This is a genomic window from Nocardioides convexus (assembly GCF_011090295.1).
The window spans coordinates 2162679-2182828 of the sequence record NZ_JAAMYA010000001.1; the positions used below are offsets into that span (position 1 = coordinate 2162679).

At 71.7% G+C, this 20150-nt stretch carries 35 protein-coding genes and 3 pseudogenes; 19 read left to right on the plus strand and 19 right to left on the minus strand.

All coding sequences use genetic code 11. The features are described 5' to 3' along the window. Positions 1–80: 80 nt before the first annotated feature. The 12 genes and pseudogenes from G5V59_RS16190 to G5V59_RS16245 form a co-directional block, all read right to left on the minus strand. Positions 81–647 (minus strand): annotated as a pseudogene (locus G5V59_RS16190) (methyl-accepting chemotaxis protein); the annotation flags it as partial. Beyond that, positions 539–1894, minus strand: a complete 1356-nt coding sequence (locus G5V59_RS16195; protein ID WP_278257138.1) for a GAF domain-containing protein — start codon at positions 1892–1894, stop codon at positions 539–541. The gene G5V59_RS16195 and the pseudogene G5V59_RS16190, both read right to left, overlap by 109 nt. Continuing rightward, a complete protein-coding gene (locus G5V59_RS16200; RefSeq protein WP_278257139.1) occupies positions 1891–2373 on the minus strand; it encodes a chemotaxis protein CheW in 483 nt (160 codons plus the stop codon). Before G5V59_RS16200 ends, G5V59_RS16195 begins: the two co-directional genes overlap by 4 nt. Then, positions 2370–3098 carry a chemotaxis protein CheW gene (locus G5V59_RS16205; RefSeq protein ID WP_341351225.1) on the minus strand — a complete coding sequence of 243 codons (729 nt, stop codon included), beginning with the start codon at positions 3096–3098 and terminating at the stop codon, positions 2370–2372. The genes G5V59_RS16200 and G5V59_RS16205 overlap by 4 nt, the downstream gene beginning before the upstream one ends. After that, positions 3058–3831 carry an ATP-binding protein gene (locus G5V59_RS36840; RefSeq protein ID WP_341351226.1) on the minus strand — a complete coding sequence of 258 codons (774 nt, stop codon included), beginning with the start codon at positions 3829–3831 and terminating at the stop codon, positions 3058–3060. The genes G5V59_RS16205 and G5V59_RS36840 overlap by 41 nt, the downstream gene beginning before the upstream one ends. 307 nt (positions 3832–4138) lie before the next feature. Further along, positions 4139–4564 (minus strand): Hpt domain-containing protein, encoded by a 426-nt coding sequence (locus G5V59_RS16215; protein ID WP_278257140.1) that lies wholly within the window; start codon positions 4562–4564, stop codon positions 4139–4141. Between the two features lie 281 nt (positions 4565–4845). After that, positions 4846–4995: pseudogene (locus tag G5V59_RS16220) on the minus strand (carbon storage regulator); the annotation flags it as partial. A gap of 17 nt (positions 4996–5012) precedes the next feature. Continuing rightward, complete coding sequence (locus G5V59_RS16225) at positions 5013–5369, minus strand: flagellar assembly protein FliW (RefSeq protein ID WP_278257141.1); 357 nt, start codon at positions 5367–5369, stop codon at positions 5013–5015. Positions 5370–5707: 338 nt separating this feature from the next. Then, positions 5708–5836, minus strand: coding sequence for a hypothetical protein (locus G5V59_RS16230; protein WP_278257142.1), 129 nt, complete (start codon positions 5834–5836; stop codon positions 5708–5710). Further along, positions 5833–6210 carry a hypothetical protein gene (locus G5V59_RS16235; protein ID WP_278257143.1) on the minus strand — a complete coding sequence of 126 codons (378 nt, stop codon included), beginning with the start codon at positions 6208–6210 and terminating at the stop codon, positions 5833–5835. The genes G5V59_RS16230 and G5V59_RS16235 overlap by 4 nt, the downstream gene beginning before the upstream one ends. A 112-nt stretch (positions 6211–6322) precedes the next feature. Then, positions 6323–6637: a flagellar basal body rod C-terminal domain-containing protein gene (locus tag G5V59_RS16240; RefSeq protein ID WP_278257144.1), complete on the minus strand. Its 315-nt coding sequence runs from the start codon at positions 6635–6637 to the stop codon at positions 6323–6325. Positions 6638–7324: 687 nt separating this feature from the next. After that, positions 7325–8131, minus strand: a complete 807-nt coding sequence (locus G5V59_RS16245; protein WP_278257145.1) for a flagellar basal body protein — start codon at positions 8129–8131, stop codon at positions 7325–7327. 307 nt (positions 8132–8438) lie between these two features. On the opposite strand from G5V59_RS16245, the gene G5V59_RS16250 reads away from it, so the two are divergent. The 3 genes from G5V59_RS16250 to G5V59_RS16260 all read left to right on the plus strand — a co-directional run bounded on the left by G5V59_RS16250 (position 8439) and on the right by G5V59_RS16260 (position 9652). Next, a complete protein-coding gene (locus tag G5V59_RS16250) occupies positions 8439–9074 on the plus strand; it encodes a sigma factor (RefSeq protein WP_278257146.1) in 636 nt (211 codons plus the stop codon). Further along, positions 9044–9286, plus strand: coding sequence for a hypothetical protein (locus G5V59_RS16255; RefSeq protein ID WP_278257147.1), 243 nt, complete (start codon positions 9044–9046; stop codon positions 9284–9286). The genes G5V59_RS16250 and G5V59_RS16255 overlap by 31 nt, the downstream gene beginning before the upstream one ends. Before the next feature lie 213 nt (positions 9287–9499). Further along, entirely contained in the window at positions 9500–9652 is a 153-nt protein-coding gene (locus G5V59_RS16260) for a hypothetical protein (RefSeq protein ID WP_278257148.1), read from the plus strand. A gap of 207 nt (positions 9653–9859) precedes the next feature. On the opposite strand, the gene G5V59_RS16265 is transcribed toward G5V59_RS16260, so the two are convergent. Next, positions 9860–9988: a hypothetical protein gene (locus G5V59_RS16265; RefSeq protein ID WP_278257149.1), complete on the minus strand. Its 129-nt coding sequence runs from the start codon at positions 9986–9988 to the stop codon at positions 9860–9862. Between the two features lie 23 nt (positions 9989–10011). On the opposite strand from G5V59_RS16265, the gene G5V59_RS16270 reads away from it, so the two are divergent. The 4 genes from G5V59_RS16270 to G5V59_RS16285 all read left to right on the plus strand — a co-directional run bounded on the left by G5V59_RS16270 (position 10012) and on the right by G5V59_RS16285 (position 12455). Beyond that, positions 10012–10245, plus strand: coding sequence for a flagellin (locus tag G5V59_RS16270; protein ID WP_278257150.1), 234 nt, complete (start codon positions 10012–10014; stop codon positions 10243–10245). 331 nt (positions 10246–10576) lie between these two features. Continuing rightward, the gene (gene fliD, locus G5V59_RS16275; RefSeq protein ID WP_278257151.1) at positions 10577–11668 is read left to right on the plus strand and encodes a flagellar filament capping protein FliD; all 1092 of its coding nucleotides are present in this window, start codon (positions 10577–10579) and stop codon (positions 11666–11668) included. 5 nt (positions 11669–11673) lie between these two features. Next, complete coding sequence (locus tag G5V59_RS16280) at positions 11674–12072, plus strand: flagellar protein FliS (RefSeq protein WP_278257152.1); 399 nt, start codon at positions 11674–11676, stop codon at positions 12070–12072. Beyond that, positions 12069–12455, plus strand: coding sequence for a hypothetical protein (locus G5V59_RS16285; RefSeq protein WP_278257153.1), 387 nt, complete (start codon positions 12069–12071; stop codon positions 12453–12455). Before G5V59_RS16280 ends, G5V59_RS16285 begins: the two co-directional genes overlap by 4 nt. On the opposite strand, the gene G5V59_RS16290 is transcribed toward G5V59_RS16285, so the two are convergent. From G5V59_RS16290 to G5V59_RS16300, 3 genes are read right to left on the minus strand one after another with little or no spacing between them, the layout of a single operon-like run. Then, complete coding sequence (locus tag G5V59_RS16290) at positions 12427–12777, minus strand: hypothetical protein (RefSeq protein WP_278257154.1); 351 nt, start codon at positions 12775–12777, stop codon at positions 12427–12429. The two genes, G5V59_RS16285 and G5V59_RS16290, sit on opposite strands and share 29 nt — an antisense overlap. Further along, positions 12774–13364 carry a hypothetical protein gene (locus G5V59_RS16295; RefSeq protein ID WP_278257155.1) on the minus strand — a complete coding sequence of 197 codons (591 nt, stop codon included), beginning with the start codon at positions 13362–13364 and terminating at the stop codon, positions 12774–12776. Before G5V59_RS16295 ends, G5V59_RS16290 begins: the two co-directional genes overlap by 4 nt. 3 nt (positions 13365–13367) lie before the next feature. Next, positions 13368–13979 (minus strand): hypothetical protein, encoded by a 612-nt coding sequence (locus G5V59_RS16300; protein WP_278257156.1) that lies wholly within the window; start codon positions 13977–13979, stop codon positions 13368–13370. A 56-nt stretch (positions 13980–14035) separates the two neighbouring features. On the opposite strand from G5V59_RS16300, the gene G5V59_RS16305 reads away from it, so the two are divergent. Continuing rightward, positions 14036–14206 (plus strand): hypothetical protein, encoded by a 171-nt coding sequence (locus tag G5V59_RS16305; RefSeq protein WP_278257157.1) that lies wholly within the window; start codon positions 14036–14038, stop codon positions 14204–14206. Between the two features lie 109 nt (positions 14207–14315). Here the strand turns inward: G5V59_RS16305 and G5V59_RS16310 are convergent, their stop codons facing one another. The 3 genes from G5V59_RS16310 to G5V59_RS16320 are packed head-to-tail and all read right to left on the minus strand — an operon-like array spanning position 14316 to position 15384. After that, entirely contained in the window at positions 14316–14702 is a 387-nt protein-coding gene (locus tag G5V59_RS16310) for a CheB methylesterase domain-containing protein (RefSeq protein ID WP_278257158.1), read from the minus strand. After that, positions 14681–15247, minus strand: coding sequence for a response regulator (locus G5V59_RS16315; RefSeq protein ID WP_278257159.1), 567 nt, complete (start codon positions 15245–15247; stop codon positions 14681–14683). Before G5V59_RS16315 ends, G5V59_RS16310 begins: the two co-directional genes overlap by 22 nt. Beyond that, positions 15244–15384 carry a hypothetical protein gene (locus G5V59_RS16320; protein ID WP_278257160.1) on the minus strand — a complete coding sequence of 47 codons (141 nt, stop codon included), beginning with the start codon at positions 15382–15384 and terminating at the stop codon, positions 15244–15246. Before G5V59_RS16320 ends, G5V59_RS16315 begins: the two co-directional genes overlap by 4 nt. A gap of 72 nt (positions 15385–15456) precedes the next feature. On the opposite strand from G5V59_RS16320, the gene G5V59_RS16325 reads away from it, so the two are divergent. From G5V59_RS16325 to G5V59_RS16375, 11 genes and pseudogenes are all read left to right on the plus strand, one after another. After that, positions 15457–16074: a hypothetical protein gene (locus tag G5V59_RS16325; RefSeq protein WP_278257161.1), complete on the plus strand. Its 618-nt coding sequence runs from the start codon at positions 15457–15459 to the stop codon at positions 16072–16074. Continuing rightward, on the plus strand, positions 16071–16301 hold the full coding sequence (locus tag G5V59_RS16330; protein ID WP_278257162.1) for a CheR family methyltransferase: 231 nt from the start codon (positions 16071–16073) through the stop codon (positions 16299–16301). The genes G5V59_RS16325 and G5V59_RS16330 overlap by 4 nt, the downstream gene beginning before the upstream one ends. A gap of 11 nt (positions 16302–16312) precedes the next feature. Continuing rightward, on the plus strand, positions 16313–16678 hold the full coding sequence (locus G5V59_RS16335; RefSeq protein WP_278257163.1) for a response regulator: 366 nt from the start codon (positions 16313–16315) through the stop codon (positions 16676–16678). 15 nt (positions 16679–16693) lie between these two features. Continuing rightward, positions 16694–16993, plus strand: a complete 300-nt coding sequence (locus G5V59_RS16340) for a hypothetical protein (protein ID WP_278257164.1) — start codon at positions 16694–16696, stop codon at positions 16991–16993. A gap of 200 nt (positions 16994–17193) precedes the next feature. Then, entirely contained in the window at positions 17194–17553 is a 360-nt protein-coding gene (locus G5V59_RS16345) for a response regulator (RefSeq protein WP_278257165.1), read from the plus strand. A gap of 159 nt (positions 17554–17712) precedes the next feature. Then, positions 17713–18054 (plus strand): hypothetical protein, encoded by a 342-nt coding sequence (locus tag G5V59_RS16350; protein WP_278257166.1) that lies wholly within the window; start codon positions 17713–17715, stop codon positions 18052–18054. Positions 18055–18339: 285 nt separating this feature from the next. Then, positions 18340–18711 (plus strand): flagellar basal body rod protein FlgB, encoded by a 372-nt coding sequence (gene flgB, locus G5V59_RS16355; protein ID WP_278257167.1) that lies wholly within the window; start codon positions 18340–18342, stop codon positions 18709–18711. Continuing rightward, entirely contained in the window at positions 18704–19003 is a 300-nt protein-coding gene (locus G5V59_RS16360) for a hypothetical protein (RefSeq protein WP_278257168.1), read from the plus strand. The genes flgB and G5V59_RS16360 overlap by 8 nt, the downstream gene beginning before the upstream one ends. Next, positions 18973–19434: a flagellar hook-basal body complex protein FliE gene (locus tag G5V59_RS16365; RefSeq protein WP_278257169.1), complete on the plus strand. Its 462-nt coding sequence runs from the start codon at positions 18973–18975 to the stop codon at positions 19432–19434. Before G5V59_RS16360 ends, G5V59_RS16365 begins: the two co-directional genes overlap by 31 nt. 11 nt (positions 19435–19445) lie before the next feature. Then, entirely contained in the window at positions 19446–19739 is a 294-nt protein-coding gene (locus tag G5V59_RS16370) for a hypothetical protein (protein WP_278257170.1), read from the plus strand. After that, positions 19639–19938: pseudogene (locus G5V59_RS16375) on the plus strand (flagellar M-ring protein FliF); the annotation flags it as partial. The gene G5V59_RS16370 and the pseudogene G5V59_RS16375, both read left to right, overlap by 101 nt. Between the last annotated feature and the right edge of the window lie 212 nt (positions 19939–20150).

The following is a 20150-nucleotide window of genomic DNA, read 5'->3' on the forward strand; positions in this document are numbered from 1 at the left end:
TGCGCACCCTCACGGGTGTCGGCCGCCGCGGTGGCGACCTGGGTGACGTCCTCGGCGATGCCGTTGGCGCCGGCGGCGGCCTCGGTGACCGAGCGGGCGATCTCGTTGGTCGTGGCGGTCTGCTCCTCCACGGCCGAGGCGATCGTGGACTGGATGTCGTTGATCTTGGCGATGACGTCGGCGATCCGGCTGATCGCGGAGACCGCGCCCTGGGTGTCGCTCTGGATCGCCTCGATCTTCTGGCCGATCTCCTCGGTGGCCTTGGCGGTCTCCTTCGCGGGCTCCTTGACCTCGTTGGCGACGACCGCGAAGCCCTTGCCAGCGTCCCCGGCACGGGCGGCCTCGATGGTCGCGTTGAGGGCCAGCAGGTTGGTCTGCTGCGCGATCGAGGTGATCACCTTGATGACCTGTCCGATCTCCGCGGAGGACTCACCCAACGAGGCGACGGTGCCCTGCGCCTCCGAGGCCACGGTGACCGCGTCGGTGGCGACGGTCGCCGCCTCGGTCGCGTTCTTGGCGATCTCGCGGATCGAGGCGGTCATCTCCTCCGCCGCCGTGGCGACGGTCTGGATCGAGGCGGACACCTGCACCGACGCGCTCGAGGCGGAGGCCGCGCGGTCGGAGGTCGTCGAGGCGCCCTCGCCCATCCCCTCGGACAGGGAGGTGAGCCTGGTCGGCGGCCGCGGCGAGCGACTCGGCCGTGCCGCCGATGTTGCCCATCGACTCGCGCAGCGTGCCGAGCAGGGTGCGCAGGCCGGAGGCCACCTGGCCGACGGCGTCGTCGCCGTCGATGTCCAGGCTCCCGGGTGAGGTCTCCGGCGGCGGCCGCGGAGACGACGTCGAGGATCTGCGCGACCTTGGCGGCGATCACCGCGGCCGCCTCCCGCTCGGCGCTCTCGCGCTCGATCCGGGCGATCGCCTGGGAGACCAGGCGGCCGACGTTGCGCAGCGCCTCGAGCCGCTGGTTGCTCGGCTGGAGGGTCTCGGTCGCGAAGAAGTCCATCGTGCCGACGACCTCGCCGGAGACGATGATCGGGAAGCAGACGCCCGACTTCACGCCCACCTGCTGGGCGACCGGCGCGCGGACGCAGTCGGTCATCTCGCCGATGTCGGGGGTGAAGTAGAGGTCGCGCTGCGCCCACGCCCGGCCGGACAGGCCGACGCCCTCGGCGAACGACGCCTGCAGCGTGACCCGGCGGAACTCCGGTCCGGCGTCGCCGGACTCGCGGTCGAACTTCAGCGTCCGGTCGGCCGGGTCGATCTTCCAGAACGAGCCGTAGGCCCAGCCGAACTCGCCCCGCACCGTGTCGAGTGCGGTCTGCACGGCCTGCTCGACGTCGGTCGCGGCGCTCAGGGTCGACAGGAGCTTGTTGACCGCCGTGGTGTCGGCCTCCGCCTCGGTCCGCTCGCGCTCGAAGCGCAGCCGCTCGGTGATGACCTCCCAGGTCGCCATCGCGCCGACGTAGCGGCCCTCGGCGTCGGTGATCGCGCTGACCAGCAGGTCGAGGGTCTCCTCACCGACCTTGATGTCGGCGCGGCGGGGCAGGTGCTCGGCGGTCTCCAGCAGCCCGCGCTGGTACGCCGGGTTCTTGTGGAAGATGTCCAGGCTGGAGCCCACCACCTGGTCGGCGTTGACGGGAAGCGCGGACTCGAGGCCGCGCAGGGTCCGCAGCGAGGCCGGGTTCATGTAGCGGATGACGAAGTCGAGGTCGGCGAACATCATGTTCGTCGGGCTGTTCTCCATCATCGACAGCGCGAACGACGCCGTGTCGGCCTCGGTCGCGACGGGCGCGGGCGCCGCGTCGACGGCGGGCGCGGCGGCGCGCGGCCGGGCGGTGCGGGTGCTCTTGGCGGGACCGGTGCCGTTCACCGGCGCGTCCAGGATCTCGGTCACGGGTTTCCTCCGGGGTTGTCGGGCGCGGTCGCTACGTCGACCGCGCGGTCTGCGTCGAGGACGAGCAAGATGGCGTCGGGCAGCGGGCGGACCCCGCGGACGACGTCCTGCACGCCTCGCGGCATGTTCGAGGGGACCGGCTGGGCATCCACGCCACCCATCCGGCCGGGGTCGATCACGTCCCCGATGTCGTCGACGAGGAGGCTGACCACCTCGCCGCGACTGCGGACGATCACGTTCATGGGGACCTGCTCGGCGGCCCGGGGCGGGAGCCCGAGACGCACCCGCAGGTCGACGGCGGTGACGATCTGGCCCCGCAGGTTGATGAGGCCGGTCACGGCCTCGTCGGCGCGCGGCACCGGCGTCATCGGCTGGTGGCGCAGCACCTCCTGCACCTCGTCGACGGCGACCCCGAAGAAGAGGTCGGCGACCCAGAAGGTGCAGTACTGCTCGGCGGTGCGGGTGGCGGTGGCACTCATGCGCCGACCCCCGACCAGGCGACGACGGCCTCGAGGTCGACCAGGTCGGTGACCCGGTCCTGCACGACGGCACTGCCCGTGACGCCGGTACGACGCCCCACCCGGCTCGCGCTCACCGCGACCTCGACCACGTCGAGGACCCGGTCGATGACGATCCCGACCGCTCCCCCGGCGTCGCCCGTCTCGTGGACGACGACGCTGACCTGCTCGCTGCGGTCGCTGGTGTCGGGCAGCCCGATCGCGGTCGCGAGGCGCACCAGGGGCAGGATCCCCTCGCGGTACTGCACGACCTCGGCCGTGCCGCTGCGCTCGATCCGGTCCCGCTCGAACTCCTCGAGCCGAGCGACCGCCGCGAGCGGGAGGGCTGCGCGGCGGCCGTCGGCGACCTCGAGCACCAGCAGGGCGGTGCGGTCATCGGTGGCGGTGGTGCGCTGGTCGGCGGTCTCGGCCTGCGCGGCGCCCACGCCCGCGGTCGCGGCGATGCCCGCGACATCGAGGATGAGCGCGACCCGCCCGTCGCCCATGATCGTGGCGCCGGCGTAGACGGCCAGGCTCTTGAGTCGGCGGCCGACCGGCTTGACGACGATCTCCTGGGTGTCGTGCACCGTCGAGACGCACAGCCCGAAGCGGACGTCGTCGGACTGCAGCACGACGACCGTCAGCGGCTCGCCGTTCGCCGGTTGGTCACCGGTCAGGACGCCGGACAGCGAGACCAGCGGCAGCAGGCTTGCCGCGCAGCCGCAGCACCGGGGCGCCGGCCAGGTCCTCGACCCGGCGCTGCAGGTCCTCGCCCTCGATCCGGACGAGCTCGACCAGGTTGGCCTGCGGGATGGCGTAGCGTTCGACGCCCTCGCCCACGACCAGCGCCGGGATGATGGCGAGCGTCAGCGGGATGCGGACCCGTGTCGTCGTACCGCGCCCGGGCTCGGAGGCGACGTCGACGCTGCCGCCGATCCGCTCGATGTTGGTGCGCACGACGTCCATGCCGACGCCACGGCCGGAGATGTTGGAGACCGCCGCCGCGGTGGAGAAACCGGGCCGGAAGATCAGCCCCAGCACCTCGCGGGCATCCATCCGGGACAAGTTTGCTCGCGGGTCACGACGCCGCGCTCCAGCGCCACCGCGGCGATCCGCTCGGGGTCGATGCCCTTGCCGTCGTCGGCGATCTCGACGACCACCTGCCCGGACTCGTGGTACGCCCGCAGGCTGAGTATTCCCTTGCCCGGCTTGCCGGCCGCCGTACGGACGCCGGGGGGGCTCGATCCCGTGGTCGAGGGAGTTGCGCACCAGGTGGGTCAGCGGGTCCTTGACCGCCTCCAGCAGGCTGCGATCGAGTCTCGGTCTCGTGGCCGTCCATGACCAGACTCGACCTCGCGACCGAGCCTGGTGGGACAGGTCGCGCACGACGCGCGGCATCTTCGACCAGACCTGGCCGATCGGTTGCATGCGGGTCTTCATCACCGACTCCTGCAGGCTCGCTGGCCACCGGGTCGAGGCGCTGGCTGGCGCGGACCAGACTCGATGTCCTCGGCACCGCCGGTGCGCTGCAGGATCTGGTTGCGGGTGAGCACCAGGCTCGCCGACCAGGTCGACGAGGTCGTCGAGCAGGTCCACGTCGACACGGACCGAGGACTCGACCCGGGACTCCACGCGCACCGGCTCCGGCTCCGGCTCGGTCTCGGCGACCGGCTCGGGCGCGGGCTCCGGCTCGGCCGGCGAGGGCACGGAGGAGACCGCCGGGGACACGACCGGCTCCTCCGCGACCTCACCGGACCCGGTCAGCAGGCCTTCGATGACGGCGACCACCGGCGCCACGTCGACCGCGGGGTCGGTGTCGCTGCTGGTCCGCTCGATCACGTCGAGGAGGGCACGGACGGTGTCGACCATCGACAGCAGCGCCTCGGCGATCGCCGGGGTCATCACCGCCTCGCCGTCGCGCAGCCGCGACAGCAGGGTCTCCCCCACGTGGGTCAGTCTGCTCCAGGCGGTTGAACGCCAGGAAGCCGCTGGTGCCCTTGATGGTGTGGATCGTGCGGAAGATGCTCGAGAGCCGCTCCCGCGAGTCGGGCTGCTGCTCGAGCTCGACCAGGTCGCGGTCCAGGCCTGGTCGAGGTTCTCGTGGGACTCCACGAGGAACTCGGCGATGATCTCTGCGTCGTCGTCCATCGTCCCTCCCTTCCGCGCAGTCCATCGGCGCGGGCGGGGGTCGGATGAGCCGGGTAAAGACAGTCGGGACACGATCCCGGCAGACCCGTCCCGACGGGTGGATCGGGGGGCGCTCCGGCGCTCGTCGCAACTACCGAAATTGTCGTCGCGGGCGCGGATTCACGACAAATTCGGTAGTTGCGCCGCAACCCCGGAGCCGTCGAGGGTGGCTACTTGCGGGTGCGCAGGGCCTCGGAGAGCGACGCCACGGCGTCGGGCGCGGGTGAGGCGGCCTCGGCGTTGGCGTCGGCGAGCTCGGCCAGCAGACTCGGCGCGGTGGACCGCGACCGAGCGGGGCGCGTCGATCCCGATCCGTACGACGTCGCCGCGCACCTCGAGCACGGTGACGGTCACGGCCTCGGGCGATCCGTCGCCGATGACGACGCTTTCGCCCACACGTCGGGAGAGAACCAGCACAGCAGCAGGCTAGTGCCTCAGGCGACCAGTGGGGCGGCGAGTGGCAGGTCCGTGTCGTCCAGGATCACCTGGCTGGCCCTGCGGGTGGCCGGGTTGACCACGAGCGGGGCGCGCAGGTTGACGGTGGTCTCGGCGAGGGTGGCGCCGGCGTGCACCACCAGCAGCACCAGGACGTCGTCCGCTGCCGCCTCCTCGATGCCGAGCTCGCTCACCACGTCGTCACCGATCTCCGGTGCGTAGTCGGGGTAGAACGGCGCGGGCGGGACCACCACGAACTGCAGGTCCGCGCTGTCGAGCGAGCGGAACCCGAGCAGCAGGCCGTCCTCGTCGAGACGCACCAGCGCGAACCGGGCGTCGTCGGGGAAGCCGGGCATCGGGTGGGCGAGACTCGATGACGGGGATGTCCATGCGGGTCATTGTGGCAGTGGCGCTCATCGCAGGAAGTCGAGCAGGCTCGGCTGCATCACCCGTGAGGTGGCCCCGAGCGCCGCCTGGTAGGCGACCTCCTGGAGCCTTGAGGTCGACGGTGGTCTTGGCGAGGTCGGCGTTCTCGATGGTGCTCAGCTGCTTGTCGAGCGAGATCCCGGCGTCCGAGGCGGTCTGGTCGGCCTGCTCGAGGCGCTGGTACCGGGTACCGGCGGCGGTGCGGGCGCTGGTGACGGTGTCGATCCGGCTGTTGAGCGTGTTGATCGCGTTGCTGATCCCGGTCTGGTCACCGGCCCGCAGGGCGGTCGCCAGCGCGTCCAGGCTCGGCGAACGCCGACGTGGCGCCGTTGCCGAAGACGCTGGGACCGTCGACGTCGACCTTGACCAGGACGCCGTCGGCGACCCGGCGGTTCACGTCACCGAGCGTGCCGACGTAGGCGCCGGTGGCGTCGTAGGCCTGGTTGCCGGCGGTGACCCCGCCGAACACCGGGCTGTCGAGGTACTTGGTGTTGGCCCGGGACAGCAGACTCGGCCTTGATGCCGTCGACCTCGGTGGCCAGCGCCTCGCGGGCGACCGGGCCCGAGGCCGAGGCGTTCGCGCCCTGCAGGGCGAGATCGCGAGCACGCTTGACCGAGGTGGTGACCGAGTCGAGGGCGGAGTCGACCTGGGTGAGCCAGCCGATGCCGTCCTGGGCGTTGCGGGAGTACTGCGCCTGGTCGGCCAGGGAGTCTGCGCAGCCGCATCGACGCGGTCGTCCCGGTCGGGTTGTCGGAGGGCCGGTTGATCACGCGGCCGGTGGACAGGCTGCTCCTGGACCTTGGCGAGCCGGCCGAGGCCGAGTCTGCAGGTTCGACAGCGAGCTCTGCGTGAGCATCCGCTGGGTGACACGTCCGATGCTCATCAGCGACCCACCAGCCCGGTCCGGTTGATCAGCGTGTCCAGCACCTCGTCGAGGGTGGTGAGCAGGCGCGCCGCGGCCTCGTACGAACGCTGGGCGGTCATCATGTTGACGGTCTCCTCGTCGAGGTTGACCCCCGCCTGCTGCTCCCACGCGTCGTCGAGGGAGCCCGCGAGGGCGCTCTGGTTGGCGACCTGGCGGTCGAGCGAGGCCACCTTGGTGCCGAAGCCGTTGACCAGGCGCTGGTAGGCGTTCGCGGCGTCGCCGGCCCGGCTCAGCGCGTCGGCGTTGGCGCCGTCGCGCGCGCCACCGGTCACCGAGGACGCGGCGACCAGCGCCGGGTCGGTGATCGCGACCTGCAGGCTGGCCGCGCCGACGGTCGGGTCGTAGGAGAAGAACGTCCCGCCCGGGGCACCGCTCGCGTCGTACCCGAGGGCGTGCTGGGTGTTGACGGCCGTGGCCAGGTCGGCGGCGATCGCGTCCAGTCCCGCCCGGTACGACGGGAGCACGGTCGTGAGCACGTCGGTGACCGCGCCCAGCTCACCGCCGGCGCCGGCGGCGCCGGTGGGCAGCACCGTGCTCCCCCAGCCGGCGTCGATGCGGAAGGTGATCGGCGAACCGTCGGCGTCGCCGGCGGCGGTGATGCCGGAGGCCACGACGAAGGCGCCCGCCTCCTTGCCGGAGACCAGGGGCTCGCCGCCGACGGAGACGTCGAACTGCCCGTCGGCACGGACCGTGGTGACCGCACCGGTGAGACTCGGCGAGGCGCAGCGCGAGCCTGGTCCCGCTGGTCGCGCAGGGTGCCCGCGTCGGTGCCGTTCTGCTCGGTGACGAGGATGTTGTGGTTGAGCTCGGCGATGCCGGCGGCGGCCGTGTTGACCTCGGAGACCACGTTGTTGACGTGCACCCGCTGGTCGGCCTCCTCGCCGGCGACGTTGCCGACCTGGATCCGCAGCGCCTGGGCCAGCGTCTCCGCGCTGCCGAGCACCTGCTGGCGCGCGGCGTCACCGCCGGGGTTGGTCGAGAGGTCCTGCCAGGCGTTGCGGAAGTCGAGCAGGGCGGCGTAGACGCCGTTCTTGCCCGGCTCGCCGATGCCCTCCTCGACCCGGGAGAGGATCGTCTGGGTGGTCTGCAGGCCCGAGAGCGTGGCGTGCTCGCGGCGTACCCGGGTGTCGAGCAGGGGGTCGACCATCCGGCGCACCTCGCCGATGCCGACGGTGCCGCCGAAGTCTGTCCGAGCGGGACCACACGGCCGGGACGTTGGTGCTGATCGTCTCCCCGACGACGCGGCGCCGGACGTAGCCGTCGGTGCTCGCGTTGGAGATGTTGCTGCCGGCGACGTCGAGGGCGACCTGCTGGAAGCGCAGGGCCGCGCTGGCGGCAGAGATCCCGCCGAAGGACCCCGCCATCACAGGCTCCGGTCGACCAGGCGCGGCGCGGCCGGCTCGACGACGGCGTCGCCGGACGGGGTGTAGACTCGCGGTCGTCGTGCTGCCCAGGGCGAGCAGGGTCTCGCGCGCGGAGCGGTAGCCCGCGGTGATCAGGCCCTTGGCGTCCTCGGAGGTCTCGGCGATCTCCCGGGCCAGGGCGACCATCGCGTCGCGGTGGTCCAGCAGGATGCCCCGCCACGGGTCCGGCGCGGACTCGGCGAGGGCGCCCAGCGACGGGTTGGGCGTCAGGCCGAGCGCCTCGGCGGCCTCGTCGGCGGCGGTGGCGCGCAGCACCTCGGTGGCGCGGATGTCCTCCAGGACCGACTCGACCTCGCGAGTCGCGTTGACGAGCCAGCGGGTGCGCCCGGAGGCGAGCACCATCCGCTCGACGTCGAGCCTTGTAGGCGAGGGTCTCGAGCAGACTCGCGCTCGCGCCACAGGATCTGCGAAAGCCTGTCCATGTCGATCGTGTTCTCCGGTCTCTCCCTAGCCCCCGAGGTGCGGGGTTCGTGACCTCGCCCATCGTTCGCGACGGGGCGGACCTGAGGAGTTCCGCCCAAAGGCCCGTGTCCGGACGCTCCTTGGGACCAGGCAGAACCGGGACCTCGGTCCTGTATTGGCCGACCGAGCGGTCAGTCGGACCGCATTTCTCTGCGACACGCCGACGGAAACCAGGAATCTCGTGGACGTGAACGAGTACGAGGGCACCGTCGCCGGCGAGACGGACGAGCCGATCACCACCCACATGCCTCTGGTCGGCCACATCGTCCGGGAGACGATGGGCCGGGTCCCCTCGCACGTCAGTCGCGACGACCTCACCTCCGCCGGTCTCACCGCGCTCGTCCTCGCCGCCCGGGCGTACGACGCCGAGCGCGGTGTCCCCTTCGACCGGTACGCCGCCACCCGGATCCGCGGCGCGCTGCTGGACGAGCTCCGCTCGGTCGACTGGGCCTCCCGCTCCGTGCGGCGCCGGGCCCGCGACCTCGCCGAGACCCGCAGCCGGCTCGCGAACGTGCTCGGCCGCACCCCCAGCGTCGCCGAGGTCGCCCAGGCGGCCGGCATGTCCCCCGACGAGGTCGCCGCCAACGACGACGACGTCTCGCGGGCGCAGGTGCTCTCCCTGCAGGGCTCGGCCACCACCCCGATCGAGGAGCCTGGTCCCGACCCGCGCCCCCTCGCCGGAGGACCTCGTCGAGCACGCCGAGCGGCTGACCTACCTGCGCGAGGCGATCGAGGAGCCTGCCCGAGCGGCTGCGCGTCGTCGTTCGCGACTACTTCTTCGCCGAGCGGCCGATGGCGGAGATCGCCGCCGAACTCGGCGTGACCGACTCGCGGATCTCGCAGATGCGGGCCGAGGCGCTCACCCTGCTGCGCGACGCGCTCAACCACGCCCTGGAGCCCGCGCTGGTGCAGAGCACCGGCAAGGCCGGCGGCGTCGCCCAGCGCCGCCGCGAGTCCTACTTCGCCGCCGTCGCCGCCCGGCACGCGGACGGCGCGCGTCGCGGGACGGTCGCCCCGCTGGACGCGGTCGGCTGAATCTCCCCCGAAACTGCTGAGAAAACCTCTCAGGCTCGCGGCCGGCGTACCGATCACCACCGCGACGGGAGACCACGGACGGTCACCCGAGAACCACCAATGACACCTGATTCCAGGAGGGAAATATCATGGGTCTTCGCATCAACCAGAACATCGAGGCCACCAACTCGTACCGCAACCTGTCGGTCACGCAGGGTCAGGCTCTCGAAGTCGATGGAGAAAGCTGTCGTCCGGCTTCCGGATCAACCGGGCCGCCGACGACGCCGCCGGTCTCGCGATCTCCGAGGGCCTGCGCTCGCAGGTCGGTGGCCTGAAGGTCGCGGTCCGCAACGCCCAGGACGGCGTCTCGGTCGCGCAGACCGCTGAAGGTGCGCTCACCGAGGTCCACTCCATGCTGCAGCGCATGAACGACCTCTCGGTGCAGTACAACAACGGCACCCAGAACACCGAGTCGCAGGCCGCTCTGCAGGCGGAGTTCGACGCGCTCAACACCGAGATCACCCGGATCAAGGACAACACCAAGTTCAACGGTGTGGCCCTGTTCGGCGGCACCGCGCAGACCTTCCAGGTCGGCTACGACAACGCCGACACGATCGCGATCTCCGCCACCGCGCTCGCCGACTTCACCGCGGGTGCCGCGGTGTCGGCGATCGACATCACCGACAGCAACACGCTGCAGGCCGCGGTGACCGAGGTCTCCACCCAGCGTGCCGAGACTCGGTGCGGTGCAGAACCGGTTCGAGCACACGATCAACAACGTCAACGTCGCGATCGAGAACCTGTCCGCCTCCGAGTCGCGGATCCGCGACACCGACATGGCCCAGGAGATGATGAGCCTCACCCGCTCGCAGATCCTCTCCCAGGCCGGCACCGCCATGCTCGCCCAGGCCAACTCGGCCCCGAACGGCGTGCTGCAGGCTGCTCCGCGGCTGATCCCGCGGCATCCGCACACAGGCTGAGTGCCGGTGGGCCCGACCGGCCCACCGGCACTCACGTGTTTCCCGACCAGGCTCACCCACGGAGGACGACATGGCAGGCACCACCAGCGTCGGCGGCCTCGCCAGCGGCCTCAACACCTCCAGCATCATCGAGCAGCCTGATGACCCTGGAGTCCCAGTCGCAGACCAAGGCTGAAGTCGCAGGTCACGACCGAGCAGTCCAAGGTCAGCGCGCTGCAGAAGCTCAACACCGCGCTGCAGTCCCTCGCCACCGCCTCCGCCGCCATGGCCAAGCCGACGACCGGCAGGCTGGTCGACGCTCAAGGCCACCTCCAGCAACACCGGCGTGTCCGTGTCCGCCACCTCCGCCGCCGCGCCCGGCGGCTTCACCGTCACCGTCGGCCAGACCGCGCTCAGCCACCAGGTCGTCTTCACCGAGGCGCACGCCAAGTCCGACAGCGTCACCGGTACGACGACCGGCGTGCTGCTCAAGCGCGACGGTCAGCCGGACGTGGCCATCAGCACCGCGAACGGCACCCTGGAGGAGCTCGCCACCGCGATCAACGGTGCGAACGCCGGCGTCCGGGCCACCCTGGTGCGTACCGGCACGAGCGGCGGCACCGACCAGTACCGGCTCCTCGTCGAGTCCACCGCGACCGGTGAGGCGCAGGCCTTCGAGTCCACCGACAGCACGAGCGCACCTCTGCTCGGCGGCGGCAGCGTCCGGGCCGGCCGGGACGCGAGCATCGAGATCGGCGGGATCACGGCGACCTCGACGAGCAACACCTTCGCGAACGTCGTACCGGGCGTGACGGTGACGCTCGGGACCAACGCCACCGGCTCGGCCGACCTCACCCTCAGCCGCGACGCACAGGGCCGGTCCGACGCGGTGAAGTCCTTCGTGGACCAGGTGAACGCGGCCCTCACCTCGATCGCCGCGCTGACCACCAACACGACCGACGCCAAGGGCACGCTCGCCGGCGACAGCACGCTGCGCCGCGTCGCGAGTGCCCTGCAGGACGCGATCTACCCCGGCGACGGCACCTCGATGGCGAAGTTCGGCGTCCAGATCGACCGCTACGGCAAAGTCTCACCTTCGACGCCGACAAGGCTTTGCCGCGGCGTACGCCGAGGACCCGGACGCCGTCGCAGCGGCGTTCACCGGCACCACCGGCTTCGCGGCGCGGGTGCAGAAGGCCGCCAACGACGCCAGCGACAAGTACTCCGGCTCCGTCACCAACGCCATCACCAGCCACACCACCACGATCACCCGCCTGAACGCGAGCATCGCGGACTGGGACGACCGGCTGGAGCCTGCGCCGGAAGACCCTCGAGCGGCAGTACACCGCGCTCGAGACCGCGCTCTCGCAGGCTGAACAGCCAGTCATCGTGGCTCACCAGCCAGCCTCGACTCCCTGTCCGCATCCACCCAGTGAGGACCTGACCCCGATGTATGCCACCCGAACGGTGCACAACGCCCAGTCCGCCTACCGCGAGAACGCAGTGGCCACGGCCTCCCCGGCCCGGCTGCTCGTGATGCTCGTGGAGCGGCTCGTCCTCGACGGCGAGCGCGCGCTCGCCGCCCAGGAGGCGGGCGCCTGGACCGAGGCGCACCGGCACCTGCTGCACGCGCAGGACATCGTGATCGAGTCTGGAGTCGAGCCTCGACGTCGAGAAGATGCCCGCGGGCAAGCAGACTCGCCGCGCTCTACCAGTACCTCCGCGGCTGCTACGTCGACGCCAACGTCAAGCGCGACCCGGAGACCACCCGCCAGGCCCTCGACCTGTCGCGCCAGCCTGTGCGACACCTGGCGCGAGGCCGCGATGGCGGCGGCGGTGACGGGATGACCTCCGCACCCCTGCCCCCGCCCGTCCCCGACGGCATCGCCCCGCGCCGGCCGCTGTCCTGGCGCGAGGCGCTGGACCGCCTGGAGGCGCACGCCGAGCGCGCCGAGGAGATGATCGGTGGCGAGGCCGACCCCGGCGACGCGCCCTGGCTGCCGCCGACCGACCTGGGCCCGATCCCCGACGAGTTCGTGCCGCGGGCCCGTCAGCCTGCTCGCCCGGCAGCAGGCGTTGATCGAGGCGATCCCGGCGATGCTCTCCGACAAGCACCAGCAGCGCCAGGTGGCCGACCGGGTGGCCGGCGCGACGACCGCGCCGACCACTCCGGTCTACCTCGACATCACCGCCTGACGGATCTCAGGGGCCGTAGGCCACCTGGTTGTTGATCGCGTCGAAGGCGTCCTTGGCCTTGGTCTGGGTCGCCTTGACGTTGGCGTACCAGACGCTGCCGCCGGTGTTCGACTGCGAGGCCGCGTAGGTCAGCATCTGGCTCACCGTCAGGCTGGTCGCACCGCCGAAGGCGCTGCTGACGTTGGTGCCCTTGACGTGGGTGAGGTCGATGACGACGCCACCGAGGATGCTGTGCGGCAGGAACTGCCGGCTCGCCACGGTGCTGCCCGGCCCGGTGAACCACACGTCCAGCGCGGTCGCGAGCATCTGCGCCTTGAGCATCGGGTTCATCGTGCTGGCCGTGGCCTTGGCGATCACCCCCGAGACGTACGACGCCACGGTGGCGCAGGCTCGCGTTGGCCGCCAGGTCCTTGAACGGCGCGAAGGTGCGCAGGTAGGCGCCCGAGGCGCACACGCCGCCCGGCGCCGCCCCGCCCTTGATCACGCCCTGGCCGTTCTTGTTGGACCAGAAGCCGATCGTGTGGGCACCGGTGGCCAGCGGGACCTTGCAGACCGTCACGTCGGCGCTGTCCCCGCTCGTCGTACCGCTGTCGTCCGCGGTGGCCGTCGCGGTGTTCGGGTGCACGACGCAGCCGGGGGTGTCGAACGGGAAGATCCGGGCGTAGTGGTACGCCGTCGGGTTGGCGTCGCCCACGCACACGGTGCCGAGCGCACCCACCGCGCTGTCGGTCACCGCCGCGCAGTCGTCGACCAGGGCCGCGGTGAAGGACACGTCGCTGAACAGGAAGTCCGTGCTCCCGGCCGCGAGCCTGCGCGCCGCCGACGGACTGGTCGGCCCAGGTGGCGGTCGCGGTATTGTCGAGTCTGCGCCTGCGGAAGCGCGGCCAGCGCGCAGGTGTAGGCGAAGTCGTTGCCACCGGGCTGCAGCACGGCCGACGCGCCACCGGTCACGGTGCAGACGGTGCCGTCGGAGAAGCCTGGTCGGTCACGTCGGCGACCACCGGGTCGGCGTTCGGGTTGAAAGCGGTGATGGTGCCACCGACCACGACGCCGGAGACCGTGCCCGCGTCATGGCCCACGCTCACGGTGTAGTTCACCGTCGCGCTGCCGCCCGTGCCCTGCACCGTGGTCTGGTCGGCCGCCTTGTCCACGCTCCAGGCGAAGGTGCGGGTGTAGTCACCGGCGGCGTCCTTGAGCACGGTCGGCGGGAAGGCCACCGCCGGGTCGTCCGGGCCGACCTTGAAGGCGTCGTGCGTGCAGTCCGAACCGCTCACCGGGTAGTCCGCGAGACTGCACACGCTGGCGATGTAGACACCGCCGCCGTTCGTCGTCTCGTCGAAGGGGAACACCTGGAGACGCTGGTTCTCGACCAGGTGCGTGCCGAGGGCGGTCACCGTGCCGCCGGCGACCCGGAAGGAGCGGTCGGCGTGGCTGTCCGTCGACAGCAGGCCGGCCGCTCCGTCGTTCGGGTCCGACTGGGCGCCGGGAACCGAGACCGCGAAGAAGTAGTCGCCGTCGGGGGAGGCCCTGCGGCAGGTTGCTGAGCCAGACGTCCTCACGCGAGGTGTAGGCGTTGCAGTTGGTCGGGTCGGTCGCTGCGTTCGGGTGCAGGCAGGTGCCGTTCCCCGTGGAGGCGCCGACGTTGGTCGTCGTCGAGATCGACTGCCCGGCAGCGTGGGCGATCGGTGGCGACGCCGTCGTCGCGACGAGTGCCGCGCCGGCGACGAGCAGCCCGGCCGAGCCCAGGCGGGTGAGGACGCGAGGAGAGCGCCGGAGGGAGCGATGACGGGACAAGGGAGGCCTCCAGGAGACGGATGGTCCGTCCATGGAACGCCCCGCCGCGGGTCCGTCTCAATCCTCGCTTCCGATGCCGTCGGCAGCCGTAACCCCCGGCCTCAGGCGGCGTGCGAGCGGCGGACCGTGCCGACGATGCGGTCGGCCAGCGCCTCCAGCGGCAGTACGTCGTCCGCGATCCCGGCGCTCGCCACCGCGCCCGGCATCCCCCACACCACCGAGGAGTCCTCGTCCTGGGCGAGGACCCGCGCACCGGCGCTCGCCAGCAGCCGCGCTCCGGCGAGGCCGTCCTGGCCCATCCCGGTGAGCACCGTCGCCAGCGCCGAACCGCCCCAGACCTCCAGCGCGGAGCGGAACATCACGTCCACGGCGGGCCGGCAGAAGTTCTCCTGCGGGCCCTGGTCGAGGACGACGCGCACGGCGCCCGCGCCGCGTCGTACCCGCAGGTGGAAGTCGCCGGGCGCGATCAGCACCTCGCCCGGGCGCACCTCGTCTCCGTCGGCGGCCTCGCGGACGGAGAGCCTGGGAGACCTTGTCGAGACGCTGGGCGAGCATCGCGGTGAACACCGGCGGCATGTGCTGCACCACGAGCACCGGCACGCCGAGGTCGCCGGGCAGGCGCGGCAGCAGCCGGGCCAGCGCGTCCGGCCCGCCCGTCGAGCAGCCGATGAGCAGCGCGCTCACCGGCCCGGCCGGCGGTGCCGAGGCCGGACGCGCGCGGCGCACGACCGGCCCACCCGCGCCAGGCGTCAGCTTGCGCAGGCCCGCCAGGGCGCGGATCCGCGGCACCAGCCTGGTCTCGCACGGCGGCGATGCCGTCGGCGATCTGGCCGGTGTTGGAGGGCTTCGTGACGTAGTCCGACGCCCCACGGGAGAGGGCGTCGAGGGTCGCGGTGGCACCGCGCTCGGTCAACGTGGAGAACATGATGACCGGCAGCCGCGCGTGCTTGTCCCGGATCCGGGTGAGCGCGCCCAGGCCGTCCAGGTTCGGCATCTCGATGTCGAGGGTGACCACGTCGGGCCGCAGGCTCATCGACCATCCGCACGGCCTCCAGGCCGTCCCGGGCCACGCCGGCCACCTCGATGTCGGCAGGCTCCGCTCAGCGCGGTGGTCACCAGGCGTCGTACGAGTGCCGAGTCGTCGACGACGAGAACCCTGATCTTGGTCACGGCCCGCCCATCGGCCGATTCTTCACCTGTCTGAGGCCTCAGGAAGCCCCCAGGAGCGCCGAAGGAAGCGGCATGACCGCCCCCACCGCCTTCGCGTCCGTCTCGGCGCTGGTACGCCGAGAGACGTCGATGGTGTACGACGAGGGCAAGGAGTACCTCGTCGAGGCCCGGCTCACCCCGCTGGCGAACGCCAAGGGCCTGGACCTCGAGCAGTACGTCGCCCGGCTGGCCTTCGACGCCGACGAGCGCCGCAAGGTGGTCGACGCGCTGACCATCAACGAGACCAGACTTCTTCCGCGACCACACGCCCTACCAGGCCTTCACCGACGCCATGCTCCCGCCGCTGCTGGAGGAACGGGCGATGACCCGCCGGCTGCGGATCTGGAGCGCGGCCTGCTCCAGCGGCCAGGAGGCCTACTCCATCGCGATGCTGCTCGACCAGCACCTGCCGGCCGGCTGGGAGTACGAGATCGTCTGCACCGACATCTCCACCCAGATGCTGGAGCGGGTGCGCGCCGGGCGCTACAGCCAGGTCGAGGTCAACCGCGGGCTGCCCGCGACCAGCCTCGTGCGCTACTTCACCCGGGTCGGCCGCGAGTGGGAGATCGCCGAGCGGCTGCGCGAGCGGGTGAGCGTCAGGCACATGAACCTCGCGGCGCCGTTCCCGATGCTGGGCAGCCTTCGACGTGATCTGGCTGCGCAACGTGCTCATCTACTTCGACGCCGAGACCAAGGCCGACATCCTGCGCCGGATGCTGCCGATGCTCGCCGTCGACGGATTCCTGCTGCTCGGCTCGTCGGAGACCACCCTCGACATGCCGGCCGACCTCGCCGCCTCCTGGCGGCGCGACCAGATCGGGCGGGTGCCGGCGTACCGGCGCGCGACCGCCATGACCCTCTCCAGGACAGGAGCCTGATCGTGCGAGCCATGATCATCGACGACTCCCGGGCGATGCGCAGCATCCTGCGCCGCATCGTCGCGGGTCTCGACTTCGAGACCACCGAGGCCGAGCACGGCCAGGCCGCCCTCGACCAGATGCGGGCGGGCGTCGTGCCCGACGTGTGCCTGGTGGACTGGAACATGCCGGTGATGGACGGCTACACGTTCATCACCGAGGTCCGGTCGAACCCGGAGTGGCGCGACGTGACGCTGATGATGGTCACGACCGAGAGCGAGCAGCGCAACATCGTGCGGGCGCTCGCCGCCGGCGCGCACGAGTACGTCATCAAGCCCTTCACACCGGACGCGATCGTCGAGAAGGCTCTCGCTGCTCGGCCTGGTGCCGGCGGGTGACCAGGGGGTGCCGGCATGAGCGTGCTCGCCGACGAGGTCGAGGCCCCGGCCGAGGACGACGTCCGCGCCGTCACCGAGGACGTCTGGCTCTCCCTGCTCGGCGAGGAGGAGGTGCTCCTGCCGCGGCCGGTGCCGCCGGGCTCGCCGTTCGACGCGTCCGGCACCTGGTCCGCCGCCGTCACGGTCAGCGGCGGCTGGCAGGGCGTCGTCACCGTCGAGCCTGGACGAGGACGCCGCCCGGCTGCTCGGCGCGGGCATGCTCGACCTGCCCGCGGCCGACGTCGCCGACGCCGACGTCGCCGACGCGGTCGGTGAGACTCGTCAACATGGTCGGCGGCAACCTCAAGAGCCTGATGCCCGGCCCCAGCGTGCTGTCGCTGCCCGTCGTGGCCGCCGGTCGCGCGGTCTTCGCCAGCGATGTCGCCGAGGTCTGCCGCCTCGACCTCGCGTGGCGCGGCGGCCCGGTCCGCGTGTGCGTCCACGTCCCCCAGCCCAGGCTCCTCCGGAGGCTCCCGATGAAGATCCTGATCGCCGACGACAGCCGCGTGATGCGGCAGATCGTCATCCGCACCCTGCGCCAGGCGGGCCACGGCGGCCACGACATCGTCGAGGCCGAGAACGGCCGCGAAGCGCTGGAGATGGTGCGGGCCGAGTCGCCCGACCTTGTCCTCTCGGACTGGAACATGCCGGAGATGAACGGCATCGACTGCCTCGCCGCGCTGCGCGCCTCCGGCTCCGAGGTCGCCTTCGGCTTCGTCACCTCCGAGGGCTCCGAGGAGATGCGTCAGCGCGCCGCGTCGGCCGGTGCCGCCTTCCTCATCGCCAAGCCGTTCACCCCGGAGGCGTTCGACGACGCCCTCCGCAGCGTGCTCTGAGGCTCGCTGTGGTCGTCCACCTCCCCCAGCCCAAGCAGGTCCGCGACCTGCTCACCGACCTGCTCGGCCGGGAGGTCACCCTGTCCCCGGGCGCGCCGTACGCCCCCGGGCCGGACACCCCCGCCTCCGTCGCCGTCTACGTCGACGACCAGGCTCCACATGCGCGCCCTGATCGCGTGCGACCTGACCTTCTCCGCCCATGCCGGCGCGGCGATCGGCCTCGTGCCCGTCGGCGGCGCCGAGGCGGCCATCGAGGACGGCAAGCTCACCGACACCCTCGCCGAGAACCTCTACGAGGTGCTGAACATCGCCGCGTCCATGTTCAACGTCGTGGGCGCCGACCACCTCAAGCCTGCACGCCCTCCACCCCGCCGGCCCGCCGCTCGACCCCCAGCTGCGGATCAGCACGCTGACGCTCGGCCGGCGCGAGGACCTCGCCGTCTCCATCGCCGGGTACGGCGACGGCGTGCTCTCGATCGTGCTGCTCTGAGCGGCTGGTGACGCCGGGGTCGTGGACCCGGGCAGACGCCGCTCCGGCCACCGTCGTCCCTGACGCATCGGTCGCCGGAGCGCCTGCTTGCCCACCGTTGCGTCAGGGACGACGCGCGCCCGGAGCCCAGGGAGCGCCGATCGGGCGAACTACTCGGGACCAAGTCCCACCCGTCCCGGCTCAGGTCGTCGAGCAGGAGACCGATCAGGCCCCGTGAGCGACGGATTGCTCACCCCCGCCGAAGGACCGGCACCGCATGCACCGACCCCGGTCGGTGCTCCCCGAGGAGTTCGCTCGTGTCCTTCGCAGCGTCCGACGGCGTCGACTTCGTGTTGCACACCGCGATCACCGGACTGTCCACGCGGCAGAACGTGATCGCCGACAACATCGCCAACGTCGACACCCCCGGCTTCCGGGCCCGCAGCGTGGAGTTCGAGTCCGCGCTGGAGAAGGCGATCGAGCGCGGCACGGCGCGCACCGCCGGCCCCGGAGCGCTGGCTGCGACCACCGAGGCCACGAACACCCCGGTCGGTGCCAACGACAACAACGTCGACCTCCGCAAGGAGTCGATCGCCGCGGTGCAGACCCAGTACCAGTACCAGATCATGGGCCGCGCGATCAGCGACCGGCAGTCCCGCCTGAGCGCGATGATCGGCGGCGGTGCGTGATGGGCGCCTTCGACACGCTGCGCATTGCGAACACCTCGCTCGGCGCCCACCAGGTCTGGCTCGACGCGCTCGCCGACAACATCGCCAACGTCAACACGGTGCGCTCCACCGACCAGGAGGCCTTCCGGGCGACGTACGTCGTCCTGGACCCGCGCGAGGACGGGGGTGTCGACGTCGAGGGCTTCGCCCGGTCCAGCGCCGAGGGCCGCTTGGTGAGTCTCACCGGACAGCCCGCTCGCGGACGCCGACGGCTACGTCCGGATGCCCGACACCGACATGTCCTCCCAGATGAGCCAGCCTGGTCATGGCCCAGCGCGGCTACCAGGCCTCGGTCCAGGTCACGAAGACCGCGCAGGACACCTACACCGCGGCGCTGCAGATCGGGGCGCGGTGATGGACGTCGTACCGCTCAGGCTTCCCGTCGCTCTCCGGTGCGGCGAGCATCAACCCGGCCACCTCGATCACGCCGCCCGCGGCGGTCCAGGCACCGGCCGGCACGGACACCGAGTTCGGCTCGATGGTGCTCGACGGGCTCGACCGGCTGGAGGGCCTGACGGACAAGGCCGACGGGCTCGCCGTGCAGGCCGCCACCGGCAAAGCTCGAGAACATCCACGACTACACGATCGCCGCGAGCGAGGCCTCGGTCGCCAGCCAGCCTGACGGTCGCCCTGCGCAACAAGGGCATCGAGGCGTTCAACGAGATCATGCGGATGCAGGTCTGAGGGACTGAACGATGCAGCAACGACTCTCCAACGCACTCGCCCGCGCCCGCGACACCTTCGCGGCGTTCACCGCCGGGCAGAAGGCCGTCGCCGTCATCGGCACGGCGGCCCTCCTCATCGCGGCCTTCCTGGTCTTCCGCTGGGTGTCCGCGCCCAGCCTACGCCCCGCTGTACTCCAACCTCTCGGGGAAGGACGCCAGCGCGATCGTCGACGAGCTCGACTCCGAGGGCGTGCAGTACCAGGCTCACCGACGGCGGCAGCACGATCATGGTGCCGCGCAACGACGTGTACGCCAACCGGGTGAAGTCTGCAGGGCAAGGGGCTGCCGGGCGACTCCGGCACCGGCGGCTACGAGCAGGCTCGACGGCCAGAGCCTGTCCACCTCGGAGTCCCAGGAGCGCACGAACTTCAAGCGCGCCATGGAGGGCGAGGTCGCCAAGACGCTGGAGGCGATGGACGGCGTCGACACCGCGATCGTCCACCTGGCGATGCCGGAGCAGCAGGTCTTCAGCGACGAGCAGAAGCCGACCACGGCCTCGGTGCTCGTCGAGACCGCGCCCGGCGCGAAGGCCTGGACGACGAGCAGGTCCAGTCGATGGTCAGCCTGGTCGCGCGCAGCATCGACGGGCTGGACCCGAAGAACGTCACCATCTCCGACGCCTCCGGCAAGCTTGCTCACCGCCGGCGGCACCGAGTCCGGCACGGGCGCCGCCTC